At 35.1% G+C, this 24,397-nt stretch carries 28 protein-coding genes; 4 read left to right on the top strand and 24 right to left on the bottom strand.

All coding sequences use genetic code 11. The features are described from left to right. Positions 1–100: 100 nt before the first annotated feature. From NMG63_RS03535 to NMG63_RS03425, 23 genes are all read right to left on the bottom strand, one after another. Positions 101–310, bottom strand: coding sequence for a hemolysin XhlA family protein (locus NMG63_RS03535; RefSeq protein WP_254006348.1), 210 nt, complete (start codon positions 308–310; stop codon positions 101–103). A 3-nt stretch (positions 311–313) separates the two neighbouring features. After that, a complete protein-coding gene (locus tag NMG63_RS03530; protein ID WP_254006347.1) occupies positions 314–1,366 on the bottom strand; it encodes a CHAP domain-containing protein in 1,053 nt (350 codons plus the stop codon). Continuing rightward, positions 1,353–1,724 (bottom strand): phage holin family protein, encoded by a 372-nt coding sequence (locus NMG63_RS03525; protein ID WP_254006346.1) that lies wholly within the window; start codon positions 1,722–1,724, stop codon positions 1,353–1,355. The genes NMG63_RS03530 and NMG63_RS03525 overlap by 14 nt, the downstream gene beginning before the upstream one ends. Next, positions 1,717–1,956, bottom strand: coding sequence for a hypothetical protein (locus tag NMG63_RS03520; protein ID WP_254006345.1), 240 nt, complete (start codon positions 1,954–1,956; stop codon positions 1,717–1,719). Before NMG63_RS03520 ends, NMG63_RS03525 begins: the two co-directional genes overlap by 8 nt. Before the next feature lie 12 nt (positions 1,957–1,968). Then, positions 1,969–4,011, bottom strand: a complete 2,043-nt coding sequence (locus NMG63_RS03515) for a gp53-like domain-containing protein (protein ID WP_254006344.1) — start codon at positions 4,009–4,011, stop codon at positions 1,969–1,971. Further along, a complete protein-coding gene (locus NMG63_RS03510) occupies positions 4,011–5,765 on the bottom strand; it encodes a phage tail spike protein (protein ID WP_254006343.1) in 1,755 nt (584 codons plus the stop codon). The genes NMG63_RS03515 and NMG63_RS03510 overlap by 1 nt, the downstream gene beginning before the upstream one ends. Then, complete coding sequence (locus NMG63_RS03505; RefSeq protein ID WP_254006342.1) at positions 5,762–6,424, bottom strand: phage distal tail protein; 663 nt, start codon at positions 6,422–6,424, stop codon at positions 5,762–5,764. Before NMG63_RS03505 ends, NMG63_RS03510 begins: the two co-directional genes overlap by 4 nt. Next, a complete protein-coding gene (locus NMG63_RS03500; protein ID WP_254006341.1) occupies positions 6,421–9,030 on the bottom strand; it encodes a phage tail tape measure protein in 2,610 nt (869 codons plus the stop codon). Before NMG63_RS03500 ends, NMG63_RS03505 begins: the two co-directional genes overlap by 4 nt. Before the next feature lie 123 nt (positions 9,031–9,153). Continuing rightward, entirely contained in the window at positions 9,154–9,501 is a 348-nt protein-coding gene (locus NMG63_RS03495; protein ID WP_254006340.1) for a hypothetical protein, read from the bottom strand. A gap of 29 nt (positions 9,502–9,530) precedes the next feature. Further along, positions 9,531–10,148: a major tail protein gene (locus NMG63_RS03490; RefSeq protein ID WP_254006339.1), complete on the bottom strand. Its 618-nt coding sequence runs from the start codon at positions 10,146–10,148 to the stop codon at positions 9,531–9,533. An 11-nt stretch (positions 10,149–10,159) separates the two neighbouring features. After that, on the bottom strand, positions 10,160–10,561 hold the full coding sequence (locus NMG63_RS03485; protein ID WP_254006338.1) for an HK97-gp10 family putative phage morphogenesis protein: 402 nt from the start codon (positions 10,559–10,561) through the stop codon (positions 10,160–10,162). Further along, positions 10,561–10,893 carry a hypothetical protein gene (locus NMG63_RS03480; RefSeq protein ID WP_254006337.1) on the bottom strand — a complete coding sequence of 111 codons (333 nt, stop codon included), beginning with the start codon at positions 10,891–10,893 and terminating at the stop codon, positions 10,561–10,563. Before NMG63_RS03480 ends, NMG63_RS03485 begins: the two co-directional genes overlap by 1 nt. Positions 10,894–10,897: 4 nt before the next feature. Then, positions 10,898–11,269, bottom strand: coding sequence for a hypothetical protein (locus NMG63_RS03475; protein ID WP_254006336.1), 372 nt, complete (start codon positions 11,267–11,269; stop codon positions 10,898–10,900). Beyond that, a complete protein-coding gene (locus tag NMG63_RS03470) occupies positions 11,223–11,489 on the bottom strand; it encodes a hypothetical protein (RefSeq protein WP_254006335.1) in 267 nt (88 codons plus the stop codon). Before NMG63_RS03470 ends, NMG63_RS03475 begins: the two co-directional genes overlap by 47 nt. Next, entirely contained in the window at positions 11,486–11,827 is a 342-nt protein-coding gene (locus tag NMG63_RS03465) for a hypothetical protein (protein ID WP_254006334.1), read from the bottom strand. Before NMG63_RS03465 ends, NMG63_RS03470 begins: the two co-directional genes overlap by 4 nt. A 22-nt stretch (positions 11,828–11,849) precedes the next feature. After that, entirely contained in the window at positions 11,850–12,992 is a 1,143-nt protein-coding gene (locus NMG63_RS03460; protein WP_254006333.1) for a phage major capsid protein, read from the bottom strand. Between the two features lie 18 nt (positions 12,993–13,010). Further along, the gene (locus NMG63_RS03455) at positions 13,011–13,682 is read right to left on the bottom strand and encodes a head maturation protease, ClpP-related (RefSeq protein WP_254006332.1); all 672 of its coding nucleotides are present in this window, start codon (positions 13,680–13,682) and stop codon (positions 13,011–13,013) included. Next, positions 13,675–14,829, bottom strand: coding sequence for a phage portal protein (locus tag NMG63_RS03450; protein WP_254006331.1), 1,155 nt, complete (start codon positions 14,827–14,829; stop codon positions 13,675–13,677). Before NMG63_RS03450 ends, NMG63_RS03455 begins: the two co-directional genes overlap by 8 nt. A 16-nt stretch (positions 14,830–14,845) precedes the next feature. Beyond that, entirely contained in the window at positions 14,846–16,576 is a 1,731-nt protein-coding gene (locus tag NMG63_RS03445; RefSeq protein ID WP_254006330.1) for a terminase large subunit domain-containing protein, read from the bottom strand. Continuing rightward, entirely contained in the window at positions 16,548–16,895 is a 348-nt protein-coding gene (locus NMG63_RS03440; protein WP_254006329.1) for a hypothetical protein, read from the bottom strand. Before NMG63_RS03440 ends, NMG63_RS03445 begins: the two co-directional genes overlap by 29 nt. Before the next feature lie 106 nt (positions 16,896–17,001). Beyond that, positions 17,002–17,388: a hypothetical protein gene (locus NMG63_RS03435; protein WP_254006328.1), complete on the bottom strand. Its 387-nt coding sequence runs from the start codon at positions 17,386–17,388 to the stop codon at positions 17,002–17,004. A gap of 1 nt (position 17,389) precedes the next feature. Further along, entirely contained in the window at positions 17,390–17,755 is a 366-nt protein-coding gene (locus NMG63_RS03430; protein ID WP_254006327.1) for a hypothetical protein, read from the bottom strand. 326 nt (positions 17,756–18,081) lie between these two features. Continuing rightward, positions 18,082–18,516, bottom strand: a complete 435-nt coding sequence (locus NMG63_RS03425; protein WP_254006326.1) for a hypothetical protein — start codon at positions 18,514–18,516, stop codon at positions 18,082–18,084. Positions 18,517–18,686: 170 nt separating this feature from the next. On the opposite strand from NMG63_RS03425, the gene NMG63_RS03420 reads away from it, so the two are divergent. After that, positions 18,687–20,048 carry a hypothetical protein gene (locus NMG63_RS03420; RefSeq protein ID WP_254006325.1) on the top strand — a complete coding sequence of 454 codons (1,362 nt, stop codon included), beginning with the start codon at positions 18,687–18,689 and terminating at the stop codon, positions 20,046–20,048. Positions 20,049–20,119: 71 nt separating this feature from the next. After that, complete coding sequence (locus NMG63_RS03415; RefSeq protein WP_254006324.1) at positions 20,120–20,842, top strand: hypothetical protein; 723 nt, start codon at positions 20,120–20,122, stop codon at positions 20,840–20,842. 689 nt (positions 20,843–21,531) lie between these two features. Here the strand turns inward: NMG63_RS03415 and NMG63_RS03410 are convergent. Beyond that, the gene (locus NMG63_RS03410) at positions 21,532–22,395 is read right to left on the bottom strand and encodes a helix-turn-helix domain-containing protein (RefSeq protein WP_254006323.1); all 864 of its coding nucleotides are present in this window, start codon (positions 22,393–22,395) and stop codon (positions 21,532–21,534) included. Positions 22,396–22,892: 497 nt separating this feature from the next. Here NMG63_RS03410 and NMG63_RS03405 point away from each other — a divergent pair, with 497 nt between their 5' ends. Both NMG63_RS03405 and NMG63_RS03400 read left to right on the top strand, forming a co-directional pair. Continuing rightward, the gene (locus NMG63_RS03405; RefSeq protein ID WP_254006322.1) at positions 22,893–23,600 is read left to right on the top strand and encodes a DUF3800 domain-containing protein; all 708 of its coding nucleotides are present in this window, start codon (positions 22,893–22,895) and stop codon (positions 23,598–23,600) included. Between the two features lie 256 nt (positions 23,601–23,856). Next, a complete protein-coding gene (locus NMG63_RS03400; protein ID WP_254006321.1) occupies positions 23,857–24,297 on the top strand; it encodes a hypothetical protein in 441 nt (146 codons plus the stop codon). Positions 24,298–24,397: the final 100 nt, after the last annotated feature.

Here is a 24,397-nt window from a genome sequence, read left to right as displayed (position 1 = left end):
AAAAGATGATTCATCATAAAGTGATAAATCATCTTGGATATTTTATTTATTTCACCTGTCTACTTGACAGGGAGCAGTTCATAAAGAGAGTGGCTTGAATTTATTCTAATACTAATTTCATAATAGCACCTACAATAGCCCCTACAAACGCCAATACTAACCAACGTTGATTATCTTCGAGCTTAGTCAAACGTCTTTCATTGTCTTTAAAACGTCCATTTACAGAGTCGTCTATTTTACTTTCTAGATTAACTACACGCTTGTCAACTTTATGGATAGCATCTAAGAGTTCAAGTTCTTTATCATCCATATGCTATCTTTCGAATCCAATTCCTGATTGCCACTTAATTCCTACAATTTGCGGATCAGCATAAGGAATGTTGACGATGTAATGACCATCCGCGATTTGACGTAAGATTTTGAACTCACGATTACGAGGACTTAATCCATCAGGATATTGATACGTAAAGTCTTCGTTATAAAGCGGTACGTATCCTGCGTAGTCATGAATGACAAGGGTTTGCCCTGTGTAATCTGTGACTTTGCTTGATTTCTTTCCATAGATACGCCCAACAGGTTTATCCGTAACCGTTGCACGTGTTGAATCCACAAAGATTTGTTGTTTTCCAAAATCACGTGTTTCGATACATGCTACCTGTGGATTTATCCAGTCTACAATCTCATAAGAAATCCCTGTATTCGGTTCAAGTTCCATCACCTCAATGTAGTGGCTGATATTTTGTGCAATTGGCACCACACCCATGTCATAGGTTCCATATCGTGGATAATCTTTGAGCGGTAATAGGTTAATATATTTTCCTTTAGTGTTCTTGCTTGGGACCGGCGCTTCATAAGATGTTGCAGGTTTAAGCGGTGCAAGATAACGAATGACTTTCATACCCCATTGATGCTCTACATCCTGGATACTACGTCCATATTTGAATAGGAATCCATTGGTTCGTTCACTGTAAGCGGACTCCGATAAGTATGCACGTCCATTTTCTATTTTTTCGATAAAAGCGACATGGCCATAGTCGTCAGGATCACCGGATACACCAAAGACAACAATACCTCCTACTTCAGGCTTATCACTTGAGACAGCACCGTCCCCGTCACCCCATCGCTTTGCATCCCATCGACACCATGGATAATCTGGCCGAATTGTAAAAACTTCAAGCATACGTCCAAAAGCATACCAGGTACAATTTCCAAGCGCATATTCGTTCTTTAAACCACTCATGGTCCCTTGGACACTTAACGGTGCAAATTCGTCATGGTAAGGGTTCATGGTGCCATTTGCGTATGAATTGTATTCGGGAAGACGATGTAAATCACTCCCTGTGGTTCGTATTTTAAATGATATCATGATGACCTCCTTCATTAATTTGCAAGGCGTCTTTATGATTTAAACCTCCCACAAAGGCTTCAATCCACATCGTCAGTTCCTCATCGGTAATATCAATACCGACTTGATTGAGGTTCACTTTTGCACGATGTTTCGACATGCTTAATTTATCAACCGACAACACATGTTCTCCCGCAACTTGCTCCACAAACATGACCGCGGCTTTCACAATATTCGTAATTTGTTTTTGTTGTTCTAAAGATATCTTAACATTGTAGTATTTTTTCATTTTCATCCCTAAAAAACTTAAAATAATTGTTCCAGCTGTGATTAAAGTTGGACGCAATAGATTTAATAATTCATTTAATAATTCACTCATGTGGTTTCACTCCTTTATCTTCTGTAAGTTGTTCAAGATACGCTTTAATCGAATCAAGACGTTTAATTTCTTCAGTAATGCGATCATAAGGTGCTTTCTTTTCAAGCATTTTGTTTAAAGCTTGTTGGTGTTCGCGTTCTTTGCGCTCCACAATAATTTCATCTTGTGAATAATCATACTGACTGCGTTCTACTTCAAGCGCTTTTATTTTTTGATTAATTAGGTTTAACATAATAACTCCCTCCTATTTCCAACGGCCAATTACGTGGTAATGGGCCCAAATCCAATTGGTTGTCACACGATATGTATATAACGTCATAAAAGATGTGCTATTCGCTTCAAAAGAAATATGATATTGACCATTTGGTGCTGTTGTGTTTGCTGCAGTTACAACGGTATAGTTGGTATCTTTAAACGAAACCGGAAAATTAACTACAGCAGAAGCGCGATTATTAGCCTTGATGTCAATTCGAATGCGGCCCCACACTTCCAAGCGTCCACTTTGATGTTTAATATACCCGTTGTCAGTATTTATTTTTTCTTCATCAACTGATAATACCGTGCGCCACTTTCCGTAGTTCCAAACACCATTACCATCCGTCATCATATAGCGTTGGTACTCTATGGCATTTAGATCGAGATAGGTTTGCATCACATACATCCATGGGCCATTTTTACTGGGATATTGCCCTGCTCTTAATGTGCGAACTTTAAGGATTCCTGCATACGGACACGGTGCGTTGTATGACTTGGATGCAGTGGCATTCGAACTGATGAGATAGTCTCCATCGTTGAAGTAGTCGTTAAAATTTATCACCCCAACACCGATTGGATAACGTCTTCGACCTGTTTCCGTATCGAGAACCTGTACCGACTCACGTTGATAAATATTCCCTTTAACACGCAACAAGTCTTTATCGGATTCGTTCACGACCATTCCAATCCCAACACTTGTTTCATTCCAACTCATCGTGACATTTGAGGTTGGAATAAACAGTGGATACGTTACTGTTTTTAAACCGTCAAAAAGTTCAACGGTTAAGGGATACTGCTCATGCACTAAAAAACCACTCAACAACCGGTCAAGTGATCCATTTTGGGTATAAGTGTTTTCAGCTTGTGAAATACTGTTTTTAAGTATACGGACACGAAGTTTATTGTAACCAAGTTGAGTAAACTTCAATACGCCTTGAATATGAATGTAGGTTCCCAATGTCGCCGGGTTTCCAACCGAATCGGTACGGGTTTTCGTTAAATTTTGGATACTTGGATACGCATAAGGGTGTACGTCATACAGATACTCAAAGGTTGCCTTACGGTTTCGTTTGGTTTCAACCGTTATGATTGCTTTTTGCTTTAATCCTGATTTCAAAAGGACACTCGTTACACCACTTGCATTCGTATAGTTTTTTCCTTCAATTTGAATTGCAGTCGATTTAATACTTGTTCCTATCGGTGCATTGGGTGTATACGTATAACGAAGTTGCGAATTGTGTTGCAGAAACCCATTTTTCACTAAGGTGTTGGCTTCGCTGAGTTGAAATCCTGATACCGTAATTTTATTATCCGCTTCTTTAATATTGACGGTAATCGTATAGATGTTATAGCCAATACGATTACCACTTGCATTAAGGGTTGTAAGCCACAGATACATCTTGCGACTTGAGGTTGTAGGCATTCGATTAAGCAAGCTATTCTTTTGTGTTTCTGTAACATTAAATGTCAACAGTCCGGACCCGATGTTTTTTTGCTGTAACCAATAATCGTTACTGCTATCACTATTTTCGTACATCAAATAAACATTATGTCTAAACGAACTGTGTTTTGCTTCAATACGTAGCGATAGCACGTCCCCAATAGAATAGACACTTGGATAGGATGATAAGTGCGATTTGCGTGGGATTGTTTTTAAAACAACACTTCCTTGAACCCTCACCGATCCGCTGCCCAATGGATTAACTAATGAGACCGAAATATCGTAGTAAACTGTTTTTGTTCCATTGTCATTATGGCCAACATTACGCCAACTCCAGGAATCTAATACGATGTAATCGGTACTTCTAAAATCATAGGTAAAGGAGCTTGAATACGACTCCCCGTAAATCGTTTGGTTGATACTTGAGTTTGCATCCGCATTCCATCGCGAACCGGTTGAACGTAAGCCAATTTCCCAACGCATCGCTGTGTGATTTGACTCAATACTTTGACTTCCCACTTCATACCAAACCTCAAGATAAATACCATTAGAATGCGGTATTTCGCGATTTTCTTTTCTTACCCAAGCCATTACTGCATCTCTCCTTCTACCGGTTTAATAATCGTAATGGTTTTTGATTGAGGGTATTTCATAATAATATGATTACCAACAATAATATCCATTAAAGCAATAACACTGGTAATCCGTAATTTTTGATTATCCATAACCGCAACTGCTACACCATTTTCAATAAACTCAATGACATTATGGCCAATGTGCACGGAAACAGGGTTGCCACTTTTTCCGATGATGGCGCCATTTTCATCGATACGAAACCATGATTTCATTTCCTCGATACCATTAATGAGTTTTACAATTTCAAAATTGTATTGATCTTGAAGTTGTTGGTATATTGTACGTGTTTCTTGACGTATCTGTTCCTGAAATTGGTCTCGTTTATTCAGTGCTTCATCGACTACTTCTTGAAGTTCAGACTGTGATTGTGTAATGAGTGTTATCGCTTCATTTGAAAATAGGTCTAACGATGAACCTATGTCACTTTGAAGCATGTTGGCTGTGATTGAGTTCGCGCCAATAAAACTAGAGTTAAAACGGCCATCTTGAGTCAATGCATATTCGAACGGACCCTCATAACCATTTTTTGAAAAACCTAGTCCCCCGAGCCCAAAGCGCCAAACATTTTTAGCCTTTTCTTTCGGTAATGCGTCGAGTACTAAGATTTCATGGTCATCAATATAAATTTTACCGGTTTTATTAAGTTGGTTGATTGTTTTCGTTTGTTCTTGAGTTAATTTTTCAAGTTCAGATGTTTTCGTATATGTTTGCTTTATTTGATCCTGAATCGCTTCAAACCGTTGTTTTACATCCCGTGTATAGTTACCAAAAACAAGTGACTTTACCCGTTTCAAAGCTACATCATATACGTACTCTTGCACCTCTGTATTAAGAAATACAAGTGGATGCTTTACCACAACTAAATCACCAATGTCTAATTCTTGGTTTACATCACTTTTAACAGTGTAACTTACCATTGGAACTGCATGTTGTGTAAGATGTCTCATGGCTTGATTCCGTAATTCCTCAATCAGTGCTTCTTCTTTAGGATTCTCTTCTTCAAGTTTCGATTCAAACTGTATCGTTTTAACATACGGTGTTGAATACTGTTTCTTAGACTTCAAAAAACGTTCCGGTAACATAAGTCCGTTTGGACCTGTTGGGTATAAGGTTGTAACAACTTGACTCCAATCCTCGTAAACTTCCACATTTTGTAAATCACTTCCGTAAGTAAGTGTTGCTCCTTTATCTACCGGTTGATTTCGATTAAAAGTTACTGTGAAGTTATCAGCATCAAATACCCCATTCCATCGTTCTTCCATAACTTGCCATGCTTCAAAAAGCGTTTTTCGAATAAAGTATGCAGTTTGTACATCATTAACGTTCGAAAGCAGTTTAAACGGTGATTTTACGTGGGTATTTTGATTTAAATAGTTTAATGCTGCAATTGCACTTAACTTTGTTGGACGAACATCCAATAAAAAGTATTTATGTGCATCAAACATGACATGATGTGCTTGAAAAAGAATACGTCGTGATGTGAATTTTATATTCGAAATACGAAAAGCTTGCGGATTAAGTTTTGACTTTGTTTTAATAACACAAAGATGATCTTGTAGAATATGCCGTTTATAGCGAGAAGCACATTCTACTTCGATATACCAACCACTCAGTGACCGTTTTTTTGTTTCAACACACTTGTAAGCATCAATACAAATATTCCCATTTGAATCAAAATTATCGTCGTTAGGGTTAAAGATTTTAATCATAGCCAACGATCCTTTCGTTTAAACTCAACAATGCACATCCCTTTATGAAAACGCACTTCATTGTTTCCAGACTTAAGTATGGGGAAATCCCATCCAATTTTAAGATTCCGATTACGATTCAAGCCTTTATACGTGCATATTTTACGATTACAATCAATGATTACTTCATGTTCTTGATCACCAAATCGATAACCGAGCCGAATTCCATTAATACTGATTTCGACATCACTGCTTTGTACCTTTGTTAATCGAATTAGCGGTCTTGAAAAAACTGTTCCGAGATTTGTACTATTTGTTGTGTAACGATCATCCACATACCAAAATGGCTCACGTTCAAGTGACAACGTAAATCGCTGCATCGTCACAAACCGCTCAATGTTCAACGCGTCATAAATATCTGCAAAGGTATAACGTCCTTGATACTCCACTTTAATCTTTTCTACTAAGGTAGCAAGGAGGCGATCTGTTTTGCTTGGATCGATAATTTGAACCTCTAAAGAAATTGGTAACGAACTGTAACCAAGTGGTATACGCTCACTACCATCCTTTCCTTCAATATCGATTTGTTCAAAGCGTAAGGGAGAACGACCCAATATTTTAGTAGGTTCTTCAATTAAGATACCGAGTTCTTTTTCTGTTAAATTATTAAATTTCATCATGACATCACCTCTAATAAACGACGGTCGATGAGACGCACAAACCCTTCATCATCAACCTCTAATTTAAGTTCTGAAAGTACACGTTTTAAGACTCGGGCCAATTTATCATAATCAATCAATGGCGTTTGATTGGATCCACCGCTTCGTGTTAATGGAACAACGGATGTACGCCCATTTTCATGTCTCAATAACTCCGGACCCGCTTCACCAACAATAGCCGACCCTGTAAGCAAATCACCACCAGTGGCAAGGTACGTCATTTTTCCAATATATCCGATATCAAATCCCATTCCGCCAACACCTGGAACCCAACTAGGAATTTTAATTTGATTGATGCCTGAGATAAAAACATTGAGCCCTTCGATGAGTGTATTAATACCTGCAATAATCAAGTTAATCGGTGCTTTTACAATGCCATAAAGAATATTGGCGACACCATCAACAATCAGTTTGATACCATTCCAAGCACGCGACCAATCTTGTGTAAAGACGCCTGCTACAAAATCAACAATACCTTTAAATACACGAATTACCCCTTTGGCAATACTTTCAAAACTACTTAGCATGATTTTAATAATATCGATGATGATTGAGACACCACCCTTAATTGCATTCACAAATATTGTTACATTTGCCACTAATAGTGATCCAAAACTTTCAACAAACCACGCTACAAAAGGTTGCATTGATGTCCATAAATTTAACAATTCAGTAGAAATCACACCAATAAATTCAACCCAATGATCCCATAAGGGTTTAATCGCTTCATCCCATAATGTATTGAGTGCATCTTTAAACACGTCAAAGATTGGCTCAATGATTTGTTTATAAACCTGATCTAATAACTCACTGATTCCTTGCCACGCCTCACTCACATTGCTCCTAAAGGTATCATTGGTGTTCCATAATTCCAAAATCGCGGCAGTAAATGCCGCAGTGACGGCTATGATGGCTGTTATCGGAAGGATTAAACCACTAACTGCAGCACCTACTGTTCCAAACATCGGCACAAGTGTTGTTGTAAATAGAGTAATGAGATTGGAAGCGGCTCCTGCAAGGGTGCCAAAGATAAGCAATAGCGGTCCTATGGCCGCTACAAGCCCACCACTTATTAAAATAGTGGTTTTAACAGGTTCTGATAAACCATTTAGCCATTCAACGGTATTTTTAAGCCCACCCACGATTCCTTGAACCGACGGGAGGAGTAAATCACCAAAACTGATGGCTAAATCGTTGGTAACATTTTTGAGTATTTTCATTTGCGATTCGGTCGTTTCATATCGCGTGGATGCTTCGTGTGTTAATGCCGTATTTTCTTCCCACGCGACACTTCCTAATTCAATTGCATCACTGAAAATCTCACTGGCATTTGCTGAACGCAAAAGTGCATCACGAAGTCTTGTTTCTTTAATTCCCATATCATCAAGAATTTTAATCGCGGAATCCCCCTGTTCGGTTGCATTGGATAATCCTTTGATAAAACTCAATAAGGCTTGTGAAGCATCTTCTTTAAAAGCTTTTGAAAATTCATCCGAAGTCATACCTGCAATGTGAGCAAACTGACTTAATTCTTGACCGCCTTCTTCAACCGCCAATTGCATTTGAACCATAACCTTACTGAATGCGGTCCCACCTGCTTGCGCTTCAAGACCAACACTCGATAACGCTGTTGAAAGCGCTAGAATATCACTTTGGCTCATTCCTACTTGTGCACCTGCTGCACCTAAATTCATGGCCATATTAGCAATATCAGCTTCGGTTGTCGCAAAATTATTTCCCAAAGCAACAATAACCGACCCCAGACGAGTAAAATCTTCGCCACTCATCTTTGTGATGTTTGCGAATTTCGCAAGCGTTGTAGCGCCCTCTTCTGCACTGAGATTGGTCGCCTCACCAAGATCAATCATCGTCCGTGTAAATTGAATAATATGCTCTGACTCAATGCCAAGTTGCCCCGCAGCCTCTGCAACGGCACTAATTTCTTGTGTAGAAGCCGGTATTTCTTTGGCCATCTTTCGAATTTCATTCGTAGTTTTATGTAATTGTTCTTGAGTTCCTGGAAAAGTTTTAGCAACCCCTGCAATGGAACTTTCAAAATCTACTGAACTTTTAATCGCAAGGCCAGTTGCGGCTGTGTATGCACCAGTGAACACGGACATTTTTTTCCCTGCACTCTTAAGATCATCTGATGTTTGGTCGAGTTTTTTTGAAAAGTCTTCCAAATCAGCCGTTCCCGAATTGATTTTCGAAGCTGTTTTTTCAACTTGACTTCCATAGCGTGATAGTTCCGCTTCCGCCTGTTTTAAAGATGCTTTCTTTTTATCAATTTCTGCAGTGGATGCAGATTCATCTTTTTGAAGTTCATTTAATTCGGTCTTGAGTAAACGAACCTTATCTGCTTGGATATCATAGGCATTTCTTAAATAATTAAGTTTATCCGCAAGCTTTTCACTTGTCTTAGTAGACTCCGTCCACTGAGTTTGAACCAACTTAAATTGTTGGTAATTTTCACGTAAAACCGCATTTACAGATTGGTTTGTTTTAATGAAATCAACGGCACCGTCTGCTTTAAAGACTAAACCTACCCGTTTTAAATCATTTGCCATATTATTGTTGCTCCAATTCTAGGTACAATCGAACAATTTCATTAAACTCAATTGGATTCATGTTCATCAACTCTTTTTCGCTTAAACCGACTTTGAGCGCAGTAAACTTGAGTTGCGCCCAATCTATCGTCGCTTCCTTTTCTGACTGTGGTTTCCAGATTTCTTGGATGTTTCTTTTTTTTTATATGCTTTTTGAATTTCTAGCTGCTTTTTAATAAAATTAAATACTTTTGCATAATCATTGGGATTCACAAGACGAATGGCTTGTTTATAGGTTAATACATCATCATGATTTGCTTGAATCACAGCATAAACAAATGAATTAGACAACCGAACTTGACCTCGTGTATTTAATTCATTAATACGATCTTGTAATAACTCAATCGACCCTTCACGCTCTTCCAAATATTCAAGAACAAGATAATTCCACTCGAGCTTAATATTGGTTCCATTTTTCAATGTTAAAATCATGGTCTACTCCTTTCCATAAAAAAGGGGGCTTATCCCCCTACACTTACTTGTTTTAATTGCTCTTTTGTTAAAATTGGTTTTTCAAAAAACTTATCTTCTGTGATCCCCTTTGGAAACGATGAAATCTCACTATCAATATAGTTTTTAACATCATGCATTTCGTTGAAGCTGTATGCCCGAATTTTAATGGATGAATTTTGTTCGCTAAATTTTTCTTCACTTGTTTTAATATCATCACTGTTCTCAACAAGTTGACATTTCGGATACCAGACATAACGAACACCACCCAACTTACGTTCTACATAACCAAAGGCAAAATAAGGACGTTTTGAAGCACGTCCACTTGAAATCAGCCCACTTTCATCAATAACATCACCACGTAGCTTTGCGAGCGTTTCAACATCAAATGCAACGACATCAAGAGCGAGTTCAACTGACGAAGTTTGAGATATTGTTTCATATAAAATACCTGAAGAACGTACGTTACTACTCTCTGAATTCTCTGTAGTACCCAGGGTTTTAACGGTTTCTTGCTTAATTGTTGGCGAAAACTTTGAGGGATCATACTCACCTTGTGCATTAGGTGTATTAATTGCAATATATTGTGCACCGACTGTTAGTTTTAAAAACGGTTTTTTTGTTTCCATAACTTTCCTTTCTATAACTCTAGTTTGAGTTTTTCTATCATAATTTTTGTATACTTACTCTGATTTAATGCGTAGGTTGGACCTAAAAATGGTTGGCGTGGCGTGCCCCATCGACGTTTTGATGAAGCACGTGTTCCAAATTCAACAAATCGTAACCAATAGACTCCTGATCCAACTTCAACCTCTTCATGCTTTGCACGACGATACCCCATTTCATCTAACATGTGTTTGTGTTGTGTTGATCGAATGTTTGAATAAGGTTTTGGAAGTCTTCGTAAATCGTTGACATATGCTTCTGCCGCATCAACTAAAACATCTTGAATATGTTCTACATTATGTATTAATAATTCGAGTTCTCTTTGAAGTGCATCAAATCCGATTCTTAAATTTTCAGGTTCATCAATAAGATGCATTATAAATCCTCAAGCACAGTGATAACAAAAGTCGAGTGAATCATTTGTTCTGACTCAACATATTCATGAAATATTGGAACGATAAGTCCTTCATCAGCCAATTTGTTTTTCAATTCGAGCAATTTAGTGTGGCGTGGTGTTTTTGAAAAAAAAGATACCTGATACGTTACAGTGCTTTGATATTCATCACCACTTGATAAAACAGAACTCCATTCATTTTCAAAATAAACAAGGCGCGGAAATAGCTTAGTATTACAATCATTTTGAATTCCCTCATTGACACAAATCTTCAATGAATCTAAAAGCGCCTTAAGTTTTTCTTTAGTTAGCACGGTCTCAAACCTCCCTAATTTTAGGATTGTCGTAGTGAATGAGCGTCAAATCCGTTTGTGGAAATCCATAACGGTCTGTGTAGTGATAGGCATTGTAAATTTTATGATATGACTCGTTTATTTTTAATACATGCAAACTTGTTAGTTCTAGAATCTGCGGAATATTAATTTTTAAACTGATATTAAGCTGCCGTGCTTCAAATTCATATCTTAGTCTGTCAGTCACCGATAAAAGACGAAAAGCTATTTTCTTATGACAGTCTTTTAAATATTCTTCCGGAAAGTGACCTTCTGTTTGATGAATTTTAAAAAGATGTGCACCACCACTGTTATAAGTTGGAATTGAAGTAGCGAATTTGGATATTGGTGTAATCACCCGCATACACCTCCTTAAATTCCGCAAGTCTTGAAAATCTACGATAAAGCACATAATTTTTAAGGAGTACACGCGCCTTTAAATCACGATCGTAATCAATGTTGCATCCCGCAATCGCGTTTATATCTGCTTTACCTTCTTTAATATATGTTTCGAGCAATTCATCAGAGTAAAACGGAGAAATTCCTTGTTCAAAGCGAATTTCTGATACTAAATTCATGTGTTAGTTACCTTCTTTTTAGTCTTACGACCATTTTTTTGAATCGAACTGGAATCATCAATGTGGGTGTTATTTCCATCAGTTTCTTCATCGAGCACCTTCTCTAAATTGTCATTTTCAAGTTCTGCAATAGATTCGTTCTTTAAACCACTGTCCTCGGAATCAGGAATATTCATCGGTTTTATTAATGGAATACCAGGAATATTATTTGAAGAACTCAATTCTAAGATGCGGTTTTCGGATGGCTCCAACCCTTCGCGTGGATAAGAATCACCAACTTCATATTGGAAATTATTATCTTGGAGATCATGCCATCGTTTAATTACTATATATTTCATGATTGTTCCTTTCTAGAAAGACTTAGGCCCCCACACCTAAGTCTTTCACATTAAACGCAAGAGGCGCTAATTTCGTAATGTTCAATAAAACGGTCATGTTTTGTTTTTTAAGACGACCATTACCATAGGTAACGACTTTAAAAGCACGAACATGATCTAAGAATTTAAATTCATCTGATTCATACAGACCCATGCGGCTAATACCGGCACTGTATCCCATTGGTACATATAGAATTGCTTTGTTTTGTGGCACTGAAGTTGCTTGTACAATTTCAATATTAAACGGAAGCACTTGTCGATATTCTCCTATTGCTGATAAATAAGTTGTCGCTGGGAGTACTTTTGTAAAATAATCACTTGGATTTACAATTAAAACTAATTTAGATAGGGTACGTTTACCTCCATCACTTAACGTTGCAAGGTGAGGTGCAAGAGCCTCGGCTGTAAATGATTTGATTTCCACAGCATCAGCATCAGGATATACGCCGCTTTGCACATTCCCTTTTAAATTTTTAATCATTCCTACCGGTGCATTCTTACCGTTTCCGGCAATAATTCCTTCCTCAAGTCCCTCTTCATTGACCTCTAACAAGACTTCACGAACATACTTATCAACCCATTCATGACCAAGTTCAATAATTCCTAAAGGAATGAGCGCAAATGCAGCTAATTTATGGATTTCAAAATCAATGATTTCAAGTTGAGCAGTAATTTCTTTAGTGATTGTTTCATCCAGGGCACCCCAAGCAGCTTTACCGACTTTCTCTGCTAAAATCCACTTTTTAACGCCTGCTGGTGACCAATCAATATACTGGAATAAAGGACGTGATTGTTTTAAATCTTCAAAAACATAATTTGTAATTGAGGTTGGAATTAAATCTTCTTGTTTCCCTTTTGTAAATCCATGACTTGCTTGCATTGGATCTGTAATTAATTCATAAAATCCATGTTCTTCTGTTGATAGATTACGCAAGCCATATTTGTCAAAGAGTTGATTATTCGCGGATACTTCCTTAGCCATGCTTTGATATTCATTAACAATTGATTCAAGTTTGTCATCCAAAAGTTTTTGAACTGACTCGATAATAACTTGACCCTTCGCTTCTTTAGGGGCATTTTGGATTAATTGTACAAGTTCATTTGTTTCTAATTTTGATAGTTTCATAGGTTCTCCTTTTCCTTTCTAAAAGAAATCATCATCTTGCTTATTAGTGCTCAAAATTTTAGTTTTAAGTGCTTTGTTTTCTTTAATGAGGTGAGCAAGATAACGGTCATTTAAACACTGATTTGCTTCTGCCTTTTCAAGCACGGTCGCAAATCCAAATTCATAAGCTTCTTTTGCTTCAAGCCAAGTTTCTTTATCCATCATATTGCGAATTTCAATTTCATTTAAGATTGTTTTTGATGTGTAAATATTGATACTTGGCTGAGTAATTTTTTCTAAATCATCTGCTGCTTTACGCATCGCATGGGCATCACCTTCTGCTTTACTCCATGCATTATGAATCATTAATAGGGCACTTTCGGGAACAATGCGTTTCGATCCTGCCATAAATATCACGGATGCAATACTGCAAGCAAATCCATCAACAATAGTTGTGACGTTACCACTAAATGAATTCAATAGATTATAAATAGTGAGTCCTTCACTGACACTTCCACCCATTGAATTAATGCGAACACATAGATTTGGTGTTTCTACCTGATCCAATGCATCTTTAAAGCTGAGTGCAGATACATGTTCTGATTCAACATCAAACAATACTTCCCACACTTCTTGCTTTCGTATTTCGCCATAGATATAAAGTTCTGTCGTGGTATCGTTTTTCTTAACAAACTGCATTACTTCATTCATTTTTGTCTCCTTTCTCCTCATGCTCTACATTCATATAGTTTTTTGTGACGTACCGTCGATTAGCCCACGGCTCATCAATTTGAGGCTCTCCCATGTTGTGTTGTATATCATTGAATGAATACCCCACACTTCGCAACTTATCAATACTAGAGGCAACATCCATAATGTTGAAGTATTGTAATGCGAATTTATTGGCAACAATTTTTTGGCCACTCAAATACTCCTCCTCTGAAATTAAATGCGCATTCAGCCCATCTTCGATTATTTTTAAAATCGGCAACACTGCAAAAGTGATGAAATCATTTGTTCCGGTTGACTTATCGGTCTTACTTCCGTAGAAGACATCAAGTGGAATTCCAAATGCCATCGCAACCATATCGCCATATTTTCGAATAAGCTTCAAGTAATCATCCGAATTAGACTTTGACTTACTTGTAATTTCTTCAAGTTTCATGCTCGATGGTAGGGGTACGACGACTGAATCATCAGACTCTAAGTAACCTAAGACATTCTTTACATAATCCTTCATGTTAACCGGATTTCCATCTTGATCGCATAACTCGATATTTGACTGTGGCATTGTAAATACATACTTAATTCGATTTGATATCTTAAACGCATTGGATGCAAGTCTTAGCATCTCCGCATACGACTGATAAAATGTTTTCATGAGTGCATGTACTTTACAGCTACCTAGAGTTAAAAAAATTACATCATGCGATGTAATCGTTTTATTTAAGAGTACTTCGTTACCATTAAAATCTTCAAGAATAACAGAAGAGTATGTTTTATCCAAAATAACTTCTTCTCCTGCTTTGAATGATTTGGCAAGGTATAGTTTTTTTCCTAGGATGACAATGAGACATTCATTCTCTCGAAATAGTTTGCGTACCACCCGCATCCAAAATGTAGTCCCAGTGTCATTACAGTTTGGAACAACATTAAGAGTATAGTAAACCTCATTAATCACTTTTTGATTACCATCGTAATATTGAAAATCTACCTTGGCGATTGTCTTTGCAATCATTTCAATTGCACTCTCAATCATCAATTCTTGAAGTTCAAGATGTTTTGCCTTTTTTTCAACAATGTCATCTAAAAAATCGACGCGATATCCATTTTTCTTAAAGACATTAAAAAAATTCAATGATTTATCCTCCTCTCTACATCCAAATTTGGATGACTTTCTTTTCCAAAAGTTCTCGTGCTTGACACGCATGAACTAATGCCATAAATGGATCATTCTTACGTAATTTGGGCTCTATTTTTTCAAAGGTAAGCAGTCCATCTTTTTTAATTTGCAATGCCGTATTATTTATAGCCCAACGCATTATGGCACTATCACCAATATTAATTGTGCCATCCACAAATAACTTTTCGATAAAGGGAGCCACGATGTTATAAACCGATTGATTAATACGTATCATGCGTATCATTCCAGATGGGTTTTCACGTGACTCCACAGAAATTCCATAGGATTCAAAAGAGCGCTTCATTAATTGATAGCGATGGCTATCCAATACAATCTTCTGAATTCGATACATACGCATCGCATCAACAACCCATCTCACCAAATAATCTTCGTGGATATAGTCTTCGTCAATCACCTCAAAGTCCATAAAGCCAGTGGACCCATACTTATCGAATGGAAATTTAATTTCGCAAAAATGCTTGCTTCTTCCACAAATCCACGTTTTACTTTGCCAAATATATTCTCTATCTTTCAAAAACAGAAGACCAACGGAAGCAAAATCATTAAATTGAGCAAAATCAATACCCACAACGGCACTGCTTCCCGGTTCAACGTAAGTATCGCGCGGAATTTTCTGTTCAACATCACTGTAAGATGCTTTGAGAATGTTGTTCCATGATGTTAATGCTTGTTCATGATCTTGCATGGGTATATTCATCCGTTTTGAATAGAATTCTGTTTTATAGGATGGTTTTGTTAGAAAATTGTAATAGTCAAAGATTAAAGCAGATCTAAGAATCGGAAGATAGCGCAGGCTTGGATTCGCTTGCTCCCAAAGTGTTGTATCAATATCATTGGGGTCATTGGTTTCCAAGTTTTTTTTCATGGGTTTATGAACATCTTCACGTTTCATCCGACAAATAAATGGGAACATTCTTAAATAGTTTGCTTCTCCATGAAGTACGGACATTGAAAGTTCAATTTTTTCATCAAGAGGACCATCTCGGACAATCCCATTCGTGGAAATTGTCCATGTTCGTGCATGTTTAACCTTCCCAAATCCTGATGTGAACACATTGAGTTGTTTGTAGTCCTCATACCCATGCAATTCATTAAAAATAAGCATTCCACTTTTCTTTCCATCTTTTGTTTTCGCATTAGATGTATTGTACTTGAGCCGTGAGCGTGTTTTACGTCCGATGATGACCGTTTTATTCCAATAGAACATCTTTCGCATTATTTTCTTGTTTGCTTCCAACATATCGTAAAGAATCTCAAATGAGTCCTTGGCCTGATCTTCACCATTAGCGATAATATCGATGTTGTAATTAAATACACCGTACATTGGCGACAGTAGAAAAAGGGCAAGCGGCATAAGATATCCGTCTTTTCCGTTTCCACGCCCCATCAAGTCAAAAATATCTCTAAAAATGACATTTTCTGGATTCTCTTTTTCGTACATAAATACAAAAGCGTAATGAAATTTTTGAAATGGAAATAAGGGATAAAACCATCGCTCACAAAACGCGATACACTTATCCAACGTTTCAGAGTCAAAGAAAATATCATCACGTCTTAATGTAGGCGTAACGATATTCTTAATAAGTAATTTAACTTCTTCACTAATAGCATCTGGATTCTCATCAACAAATTTTAGATAATCATCAATTGCATCATGTGTAATCATCTTCTTCATAATCATCGAAATCATCCGGAAGTGATACATTTAACTCTTTAAGAACACGAAGGATTTGTGAGCTTACCGTAATTAAACTTTTTACGGACTCATTAGAAGTGTCTTTTTTAAATCCATTTCCCGTTGTAACTTGAATACGTAATCCATTTTTGATAATGTCATCCTCTAATGTATCTTTTAATTTAAATAAAAATACTGTATGATCAACCAAATCATCGTAAAATTGTCCGTATTTATTCAATTTTGCGAGTTGATCTTTTAAATCTTTTTCAATTAAATCATACTTTTCAAGACGGGCTTTTTTGGTTCTTTTCGACTTTGACATGGCCATACCCCCTTTCGCGCGCGTAAATCAAAAAAATCTGGACAGTCACCACTCCACACCCGCTCCTCTTAAGCGTTATATTACGCTAGGATTTAAGGGGGGGGTATTACACTTCCGCAATGGTAACAATAAAAAGTCCATTCACTACTTCAGCCTTCAACAAATAGTCATAGAGACTCATCTCTTTACCAAATTTAAAGGAAAGGTCAAAAAATCCTAAGCGATTCATGACTAATCTAATATCGTCATCATCATACTCGCACAATAGTGAAAGAACTGATTTGAATACTTTGAGGATGCTTTCAGTGTGTTTAATTTGTTTGATTGAATCTTTTGATACACAAACTGTTGCAAACAATTGAACCGCAGTCACATCATCATCTTGACAATAACAAGTCTGAAAAAGGTTCTCGGAATGTTTTAATACGAAACTACTTTTATCTTGATGAATTTCTTTCGCGTTCATGTTTTTAATAAAATCAATTCGCTTCATACTACCACCTTTCTTGCGTTATCTTTTTCTTAGGTTTAAAACGATGTTGTTTACGCTCTTCAATAATTTCATGAGCTTCAAATGAGAGACTGATAAGGTTATCTAAATCCAAACATAGTTCTGGACATTTTCGAATCGGAATAATGTGATGAACTGTATTCGCCCTACGAACTTCTAATTGCTTTGGTCTATGTTTGTCATCATGCCATTTTCCTATAAAAAATTGACACACATGTTTATCTCGCATTAAAGCTTTTTCACGAACAATATCCCAGTCTGTAGATTTATAGAACGCATTAACATTTCCTTTTGAAATTACTTTAACCCAGTCTTTAGGTTCACTTCGACGTGCTCTTCGTTTCTTCATTTCACTTCACCTTAATTTCTATAAAATTATTTCGACACTGTTCCACAGAAACAATTAAGGTTTCCCCTTTTCGATAACACAAAAGATGATTTCGTGTCACTTTAAAAGGTTTAACTACATCACCTAAATTCAGTTGAACTTTGTACGCAGACTTCGTACACATTACAATCGTAGGTCTTATGCATTTTAGAATCATGCTTTCTCCTTTCAACAAAAAAAGACACCGTTTCAAGTGTCTTTCAAAAGAAGGATAACAGCGCACATATGTGAGATATCAAGATTCACATTACCATAATAGCATGTAAAATGTACTGACAGTGTCGGAGTTAGATGTCATACTCTTTTAGGACTTCTGATAACTCTTTGTCGATTAAATAAATCATTCCTGTTCTCGAATAATTATAACTTTCGGAAACTTTCGACTGAGATTCTTTAAGTACATAGATGCGAATCAACATATCTTTCACATTAGGAGAACATTTATTTAGGACTTCTTCAACGTCTAGAATACGCATTCTCCATTTTTTAATTTCGCGATTCAATAATTCCTCTTTTTGCATGAGATCTAATTTTGGGATCAAAGACCATTTAACCTTTACATCTCCTGACTTAGAATAATCTATACCACTTATTTCATAGAGCTTCGTGCAGACTTGTTCTAGTTTTAAATTAAGATTTATTATTTTTAAACAATAGTAATTTGTGGATTGCAATTCATTTTTTATGAAAACTAAAGCGTTACTTTTTTTTACTTGTTTCATAATTTAAATAGACCTCCTTTTAGTTTAGTTACTCATGTTATATATTAAATCGGTTATTAAACGTTTACGTTTTGATCGAGAATATAAATCTAGTTATCATTTGCATTATCAATTGTATTTTGATTTGTATACCTCATAATGTTAATCTTTAATATGGAGGCGTTAATAATATGAATAAATTAGTTACAGCACACGGTTATTCGAAAGTTGTAGAATCTTTGGTTCAAATCAAGGAAGGGGCAATAATAAGTGTTAATGATAGAAATGAAATTTTTATTACATATGCAAATAATTTTGAACAATTTTACTCAATTAACAATACTTTAAGATGTACAAATTTTTTAACGAATTATATTTTATTCGATTTAGCTTCAAGTAAAAGAGTTATTAACCAAAATTTCGTGCAACGAGCAATGTTTATGATGGAGTTAAAATGTTCTTATTTACCACCGTATTCACATCATGGTTCTAAAAATTATGATGTGGAATACCAAGATTATTTAGAATTTGATGATCCATATGCTTATCTTCTTGAATCTAGAAATTTTTCTTTTACAGTCGATTTATCTGCAAACAATTTTATGAACTTGTTTGAAACTGATTCTTTCAATATAACGACATCAGTAGAAGATAGTTTAGTAGTGAACATGGAATTAATGAACGGGGTTAACACAGTGAATATTAAATCTGAAAAAAAACTAAGTCACTCTCATATATTCATGATTACAAAATCTATCTCCTATTTTTTTAAATTTATACGTGGAATAAGTAACCAAATTTCATATATCACTATTAGTGACCTTAGACTTCCATTTAATGAAGAGGAAACCGAAGGAAAACTATACTGTGATTTTAATTTTGAAAACCATAATGGAATTCATGAATATTTGTACTCATCACCATTCAAATGTATTTCCACAAGCCAACTTATCAATGCTCTTAAATTATGGCATGATATCTACTTTTCTAATATTGAATTCTTCGAAAGTTACTTTTCAAGTTATCAAAGCGAATACGCTATTGATCAATTTCTAAACTCATGTAAACGGATAGAATATCTTTACCATGTTTTCTTGAAACAAACCGACACGGAAAGAGTACACAACCTTGAGAAGGAACTTAAAACTTTTTATAAAAAAGCATCATTTTCATCTTATATAACTGACGCTGGCTATCGAAAAGAATACTCCCGGAATGCTCCCAAAATTCATCAAAAAGTAATTGACAATATTATTCACCATGCAACTTATGATAGAGTATCATTTAAAACAAAACTGAAAAAATTAAGAATAACTAATCATTACAAAATTTTGGAGGAAAATGAATTGGTTAAAAGTATAATTACTTCAACACAATGTAAGGATATCGAATCATTAATTAGTCATACACGAAATAAATTTACACATTTTATATTCAACGATTCAAAAACAATTCCTGAAGCCGATTTATATATATTTAAAAAGTATCTGGATGATATATTCGTGCATAAAATAGCCGAACTTCTATGCCTTGATTCATATAAAACCGACTAAATACTTAACTAGTTATATCAATCTAAAATTTACTAAGAAATCTAATAAAAAATATTAAGGGAGCCAATTTAATGCATACAATAATTATTTTATCAAAGTATTTTGAGCAAATGTCGACCTCTGATTTAGTTTCTGGTGTCCTAGTGCCCGTTATTCTTTCAGTTTTAACTACATTAATTACGTTATATATTTCATATAGGTCACGTAGAAGATTAACTATGACATCTACCTTAAGAGATGAAAATATCTATCATAGTTTTTACGCAAGTGAATTCGATTATCAAAACTTATTTTCGGGAAATGATACTAAACTAAAAACAAGCACCCACTGGCCAAAGAATTTTAGAATATTAGAGCTAATAGTATCTAATGAGTCATCAAAACCGATATACATACAAAGCTTAAGAATTTATGATAAAGAGAAAGAAATTAAGTTAGCAAACAAGTTTGATCTTGAAAGTATTAATAAAAAAGTATTTAATAATGATGAAGTAGTAATCATTTCTTCAAAAATTTTGGGTGGTAATAATACTATTTATCTACAAAAAATAAATTTATTTCAGCCAGATACTATCGTTTTAAAGCCATATGAATCATTAATTCTTGTTTATGCTCTAGATTCTGAAATTTGTCAAGTTCGTATCAAAGCTTATACTACAATAGCGAGAAATAGATTAATGATTTTATTTGGAGTAGTATTCAATAAGGTTAGAAATTTTTTACAAATTGAAACCAAAGAATATACCTATAAAACCTTTTATACTAAAGCGAGAGGAAAAGAGCTATCAATTTAACTAGTTTATAAACTTTTCCACTCAGATAACCTGTATGTTATTTTAATTTTTTAAACACTTAAAATACGTTGTTTTAAAGGCGTATAATGAGTGTTTTTTATTTTGATACTTTTTGTGATTTTACACTCTCACTTTTATGCATTTTCCAGCATCATATTTTCTCTATACTCAATTTTATGTCGAGCATGGTTTGACCATTTTTAAACCGTGGTCATTATTTCATCTGGTGAAGTTTTGTTATCTTTATGTCTGCTCTGAATCACTAAATCGCTTTTATGCTGAAGTATTAAAGTATCCCGGTGAATATTTCAATATCGTTTTAATCTGAAATTTAATTATGAATTTTTTCAACTGTTTCGTTATTCGATTTACCCACTTCCTTAATAAGTTTTTGGTGTGCATGCTCTTAGATTTTAATCATGACTTTTCCTCCTCAAATTTTTTTTAAAAATCACAGATTCCCATATGCGCGGAATAAGTTTTGCTAATTTCATAATTGATAATAATCGCCTTCTTTACCATCAAGCCGACAACTCGAATCTAATTTCCCCGAATTCGCCACTTTCCGTTGAGATATTGACTCTTTTTTAATCTCCAAGCAGTATTTACCCTTGGAACACAAATCACGCCTCTATAGCGATTTATGAGCGTCTGAATTTCTTTCAAGTATATGTTCTTGTTTTTAAAATTTATATGATGTCACACTCATTCTCCTTCTCTTTTTGACTATTTACATTTCTCCGATGAATCAAGTCCATAATGTTACGTTTTACCTGATCTACATTTTTTTCGATTTTGCAATCGTTTGAATAAGTTGGCTGCTTAATTTCAAAAGCATGGTATCTTTTGGACGACATCGATTTATCATAATTTTTGAAATCTTTAATTTCATCCTCCCACCGCTCACCATTTAAATATGTTGTTGGTAACGGAATGTATTTTCCATCAGCTTTCTTCCAATCTTGACAGTTTACTCTTCTCTCCAAATCCGAAATAATCGTTTGCGCAAGTTCTGGCTTTTTTTGAATAATCTGAATTAATTTTGTTTTAGCCTTTTTCTTGTCTTGCCGTTTTGGATAAAGTTTCCAAAACATTTCAAAAACTTCATGGGGACTATAGGGGTTATTATTAATCTTGTAATATTCATTACTTGTATTATTATCTACGACAATTTTGCGGATAGGGGTATCTTCAGATTTACGGGTACCCTCCCCGCATTTTTGCGGATAGGTATCTGCAATTTTGCCTATAGGGTCGTGTGTCATTATTTCAACTTGTATGACACGTTTATCGATTTCTTTTGAGTTCTCTTTATACACAATTTGTACGGTTATATAACCTAATTTAGCAAGTTTATTGATACGTCTCGATATCGTATCTTTTGAGACATTATAAAGACTTGCGAAATATTGGTTTGATGCCCAACATTGACCATTTTTTTGAGTGAGTGCTGTAATTTCAGAGTATAAAATTTTGTCACTATCGTTAAGTCTTGAATCATAACGCACATGCGCTGGAATAATTGAGTAAAAGTTTGGGTGTTCGATATTCATGATGATGTCTCCTTCTTAATTTTTATTACTTTAAATCTGCCATTCACGATTTTTACATTTTGATGTGCGCTCCAAATCAAACGGTTTATTTCAATTCCCGTTTTTTCAGAAATCTCGTATAACGTTCCTTTACAGATAATTTTTTGATCAATTATGTCATAGATTAGGTACAAACTTATCGCTCCTTCCTTAAGTTTTTATAGTGAATAATTAGCCAGAATACCATCTCAAATTCGCCAGATAACCTGTATATTATTTTATTTTTCAAAAAATGCTTTATACGCAGTTTTAAAGGTGTTTAAGACACTTTTTTAAAATGTATACTTTTTGATATTTTAGGTGTATATATTGACATGATATCTACGTTAATGTAGTATATTAGTACAGGTGGAAACCACACTGTCTACTCATGAGTCCGAATACCCGTTTAAGTGTCGTATTCCGGCACCGGCCATGAGGAAAACCGCCAAGTGCGGTTTTTTTTTGGAGGAAAATCAATGCAAAATGTATTTTTTTACATCGACGACTCAGGTGTTTTCGGCGATAATAAAACACAATATTTTATTTATGCTGGATATGTTTTTTTCTCTACCGAAGAAAGAAAGCATGCATCGAGAAAATACTCAGCAGTTGAAAAATCAATCAAAAACCGTATAAAAACACCAAAAACAAAAGAACTGAAATCCTATGGATTGAACCCTAAAATAAAAAGTGAACTCTATCGAAGCTTAAATGAATTTAGACGTTTTTCATGCATCATCGACAGTGTAAAAGTTAGAAAAGAAATATTTGAACATAAGAAACATAAGCAAAGATTTTTAGACTATTCTATTAAACGAACGGTAAAGTCCACGTTACTAAGTGCTCAAAAAGATAACTTGATTGATCTCTCAAAACCTGTTGCGGTTCATATATATTTTGATGAGCATACAACCGCCACAAGCGGAAAGTATGAATTAAAGGAAGCAATTTATGCGGAACTTCTCGATGGTTCATTTAATTATAGTTATGAAAGATTTTTTAAACCTATTCTTGTCAAAGGCTCCACTGTTAATCTGACTCTTTGTAACTCCGCAACCACATTATTGGTAAGAGCAAGCGATATCGTTGCGAACAAAACTTTTTACGAAGTAAATTTTTCTGGAAAAGACATATCTTTGGTGGAAAGTGAGTTACACCATTTTTCTTGTTCAAAATTTCCATAGAAGTTATCTGTACTAAGAATAGTCGTATTACACCAGTTGCACTTCATCAAGTGGGCAGAGTCTTTATTGACATCGTCCACTTTTATAGTTTTATCAATCATTTTTTATCTTCCTTTCTCTTATGATAATGTTCTATTATCTTGTTTGTGATTACTGTTCTTAACTCCACTAAATAGTCATTATTTGCTAACTTCTTATTATCTATACTTTTTATTATTTTATTGTTATGATTTGAATATAGAAAAGAGGTTGATTTATGTTTTTACTTCTATCAAATTCCAGCGAAGTATCGTTCAATCCTACGATTACAATTTCAGTTATTCTTGCGGTAGTGGCACTAATTGCGCCATCAATCACTGCATTTATAAACAATAAACATATTGAAAAAATGAAAAAAATGGAAAACAATCACGAAATTCATAAAAATTTAGTAGATCGTAAGATTTCAATGCTAGAAAAATACATAGCATCAGTAGGAGAGGTTTATATAGCAAGCAAATCTACCAGTGGAAACCTTCCTGAAGTAATTAATTACACTAAGATTTATTCTCAGACTCTCATTTATGTTTCAGAAGAGAGTACTAAACTGATGAGAGACATTAATTCTATTATTGTTCAAAAGCGATTCGATGATTTAGTCGATAAACTACCAGAATTGTCATTAGTACTAAAAGATGAAATGAGAAAACTCAATTAGAATTACGATGAAAGTTATTGTTAATGTACATATTTTGTACCACTCATTTTCATTATCGATTTTGCCATATTAATTGTCATAATTTGACTCAATACAGATA

Source organism: Erysipelothrix amsterdamensis, from assembly GCF_940143175.1.
In the GTDB taxonomy this organism is placed as follows: Bacteria; Bacillota_I; Bacilli_A; order Erysipelotrichales; family Erysipelotrichaceae; genus Erysipelothrix; species Erysipelothrix amsterdamensis.
Note: the sequence above shows the minus strand (reverse complement) of the source record. Positions and strands in the feature narration are given on the sequence as shown.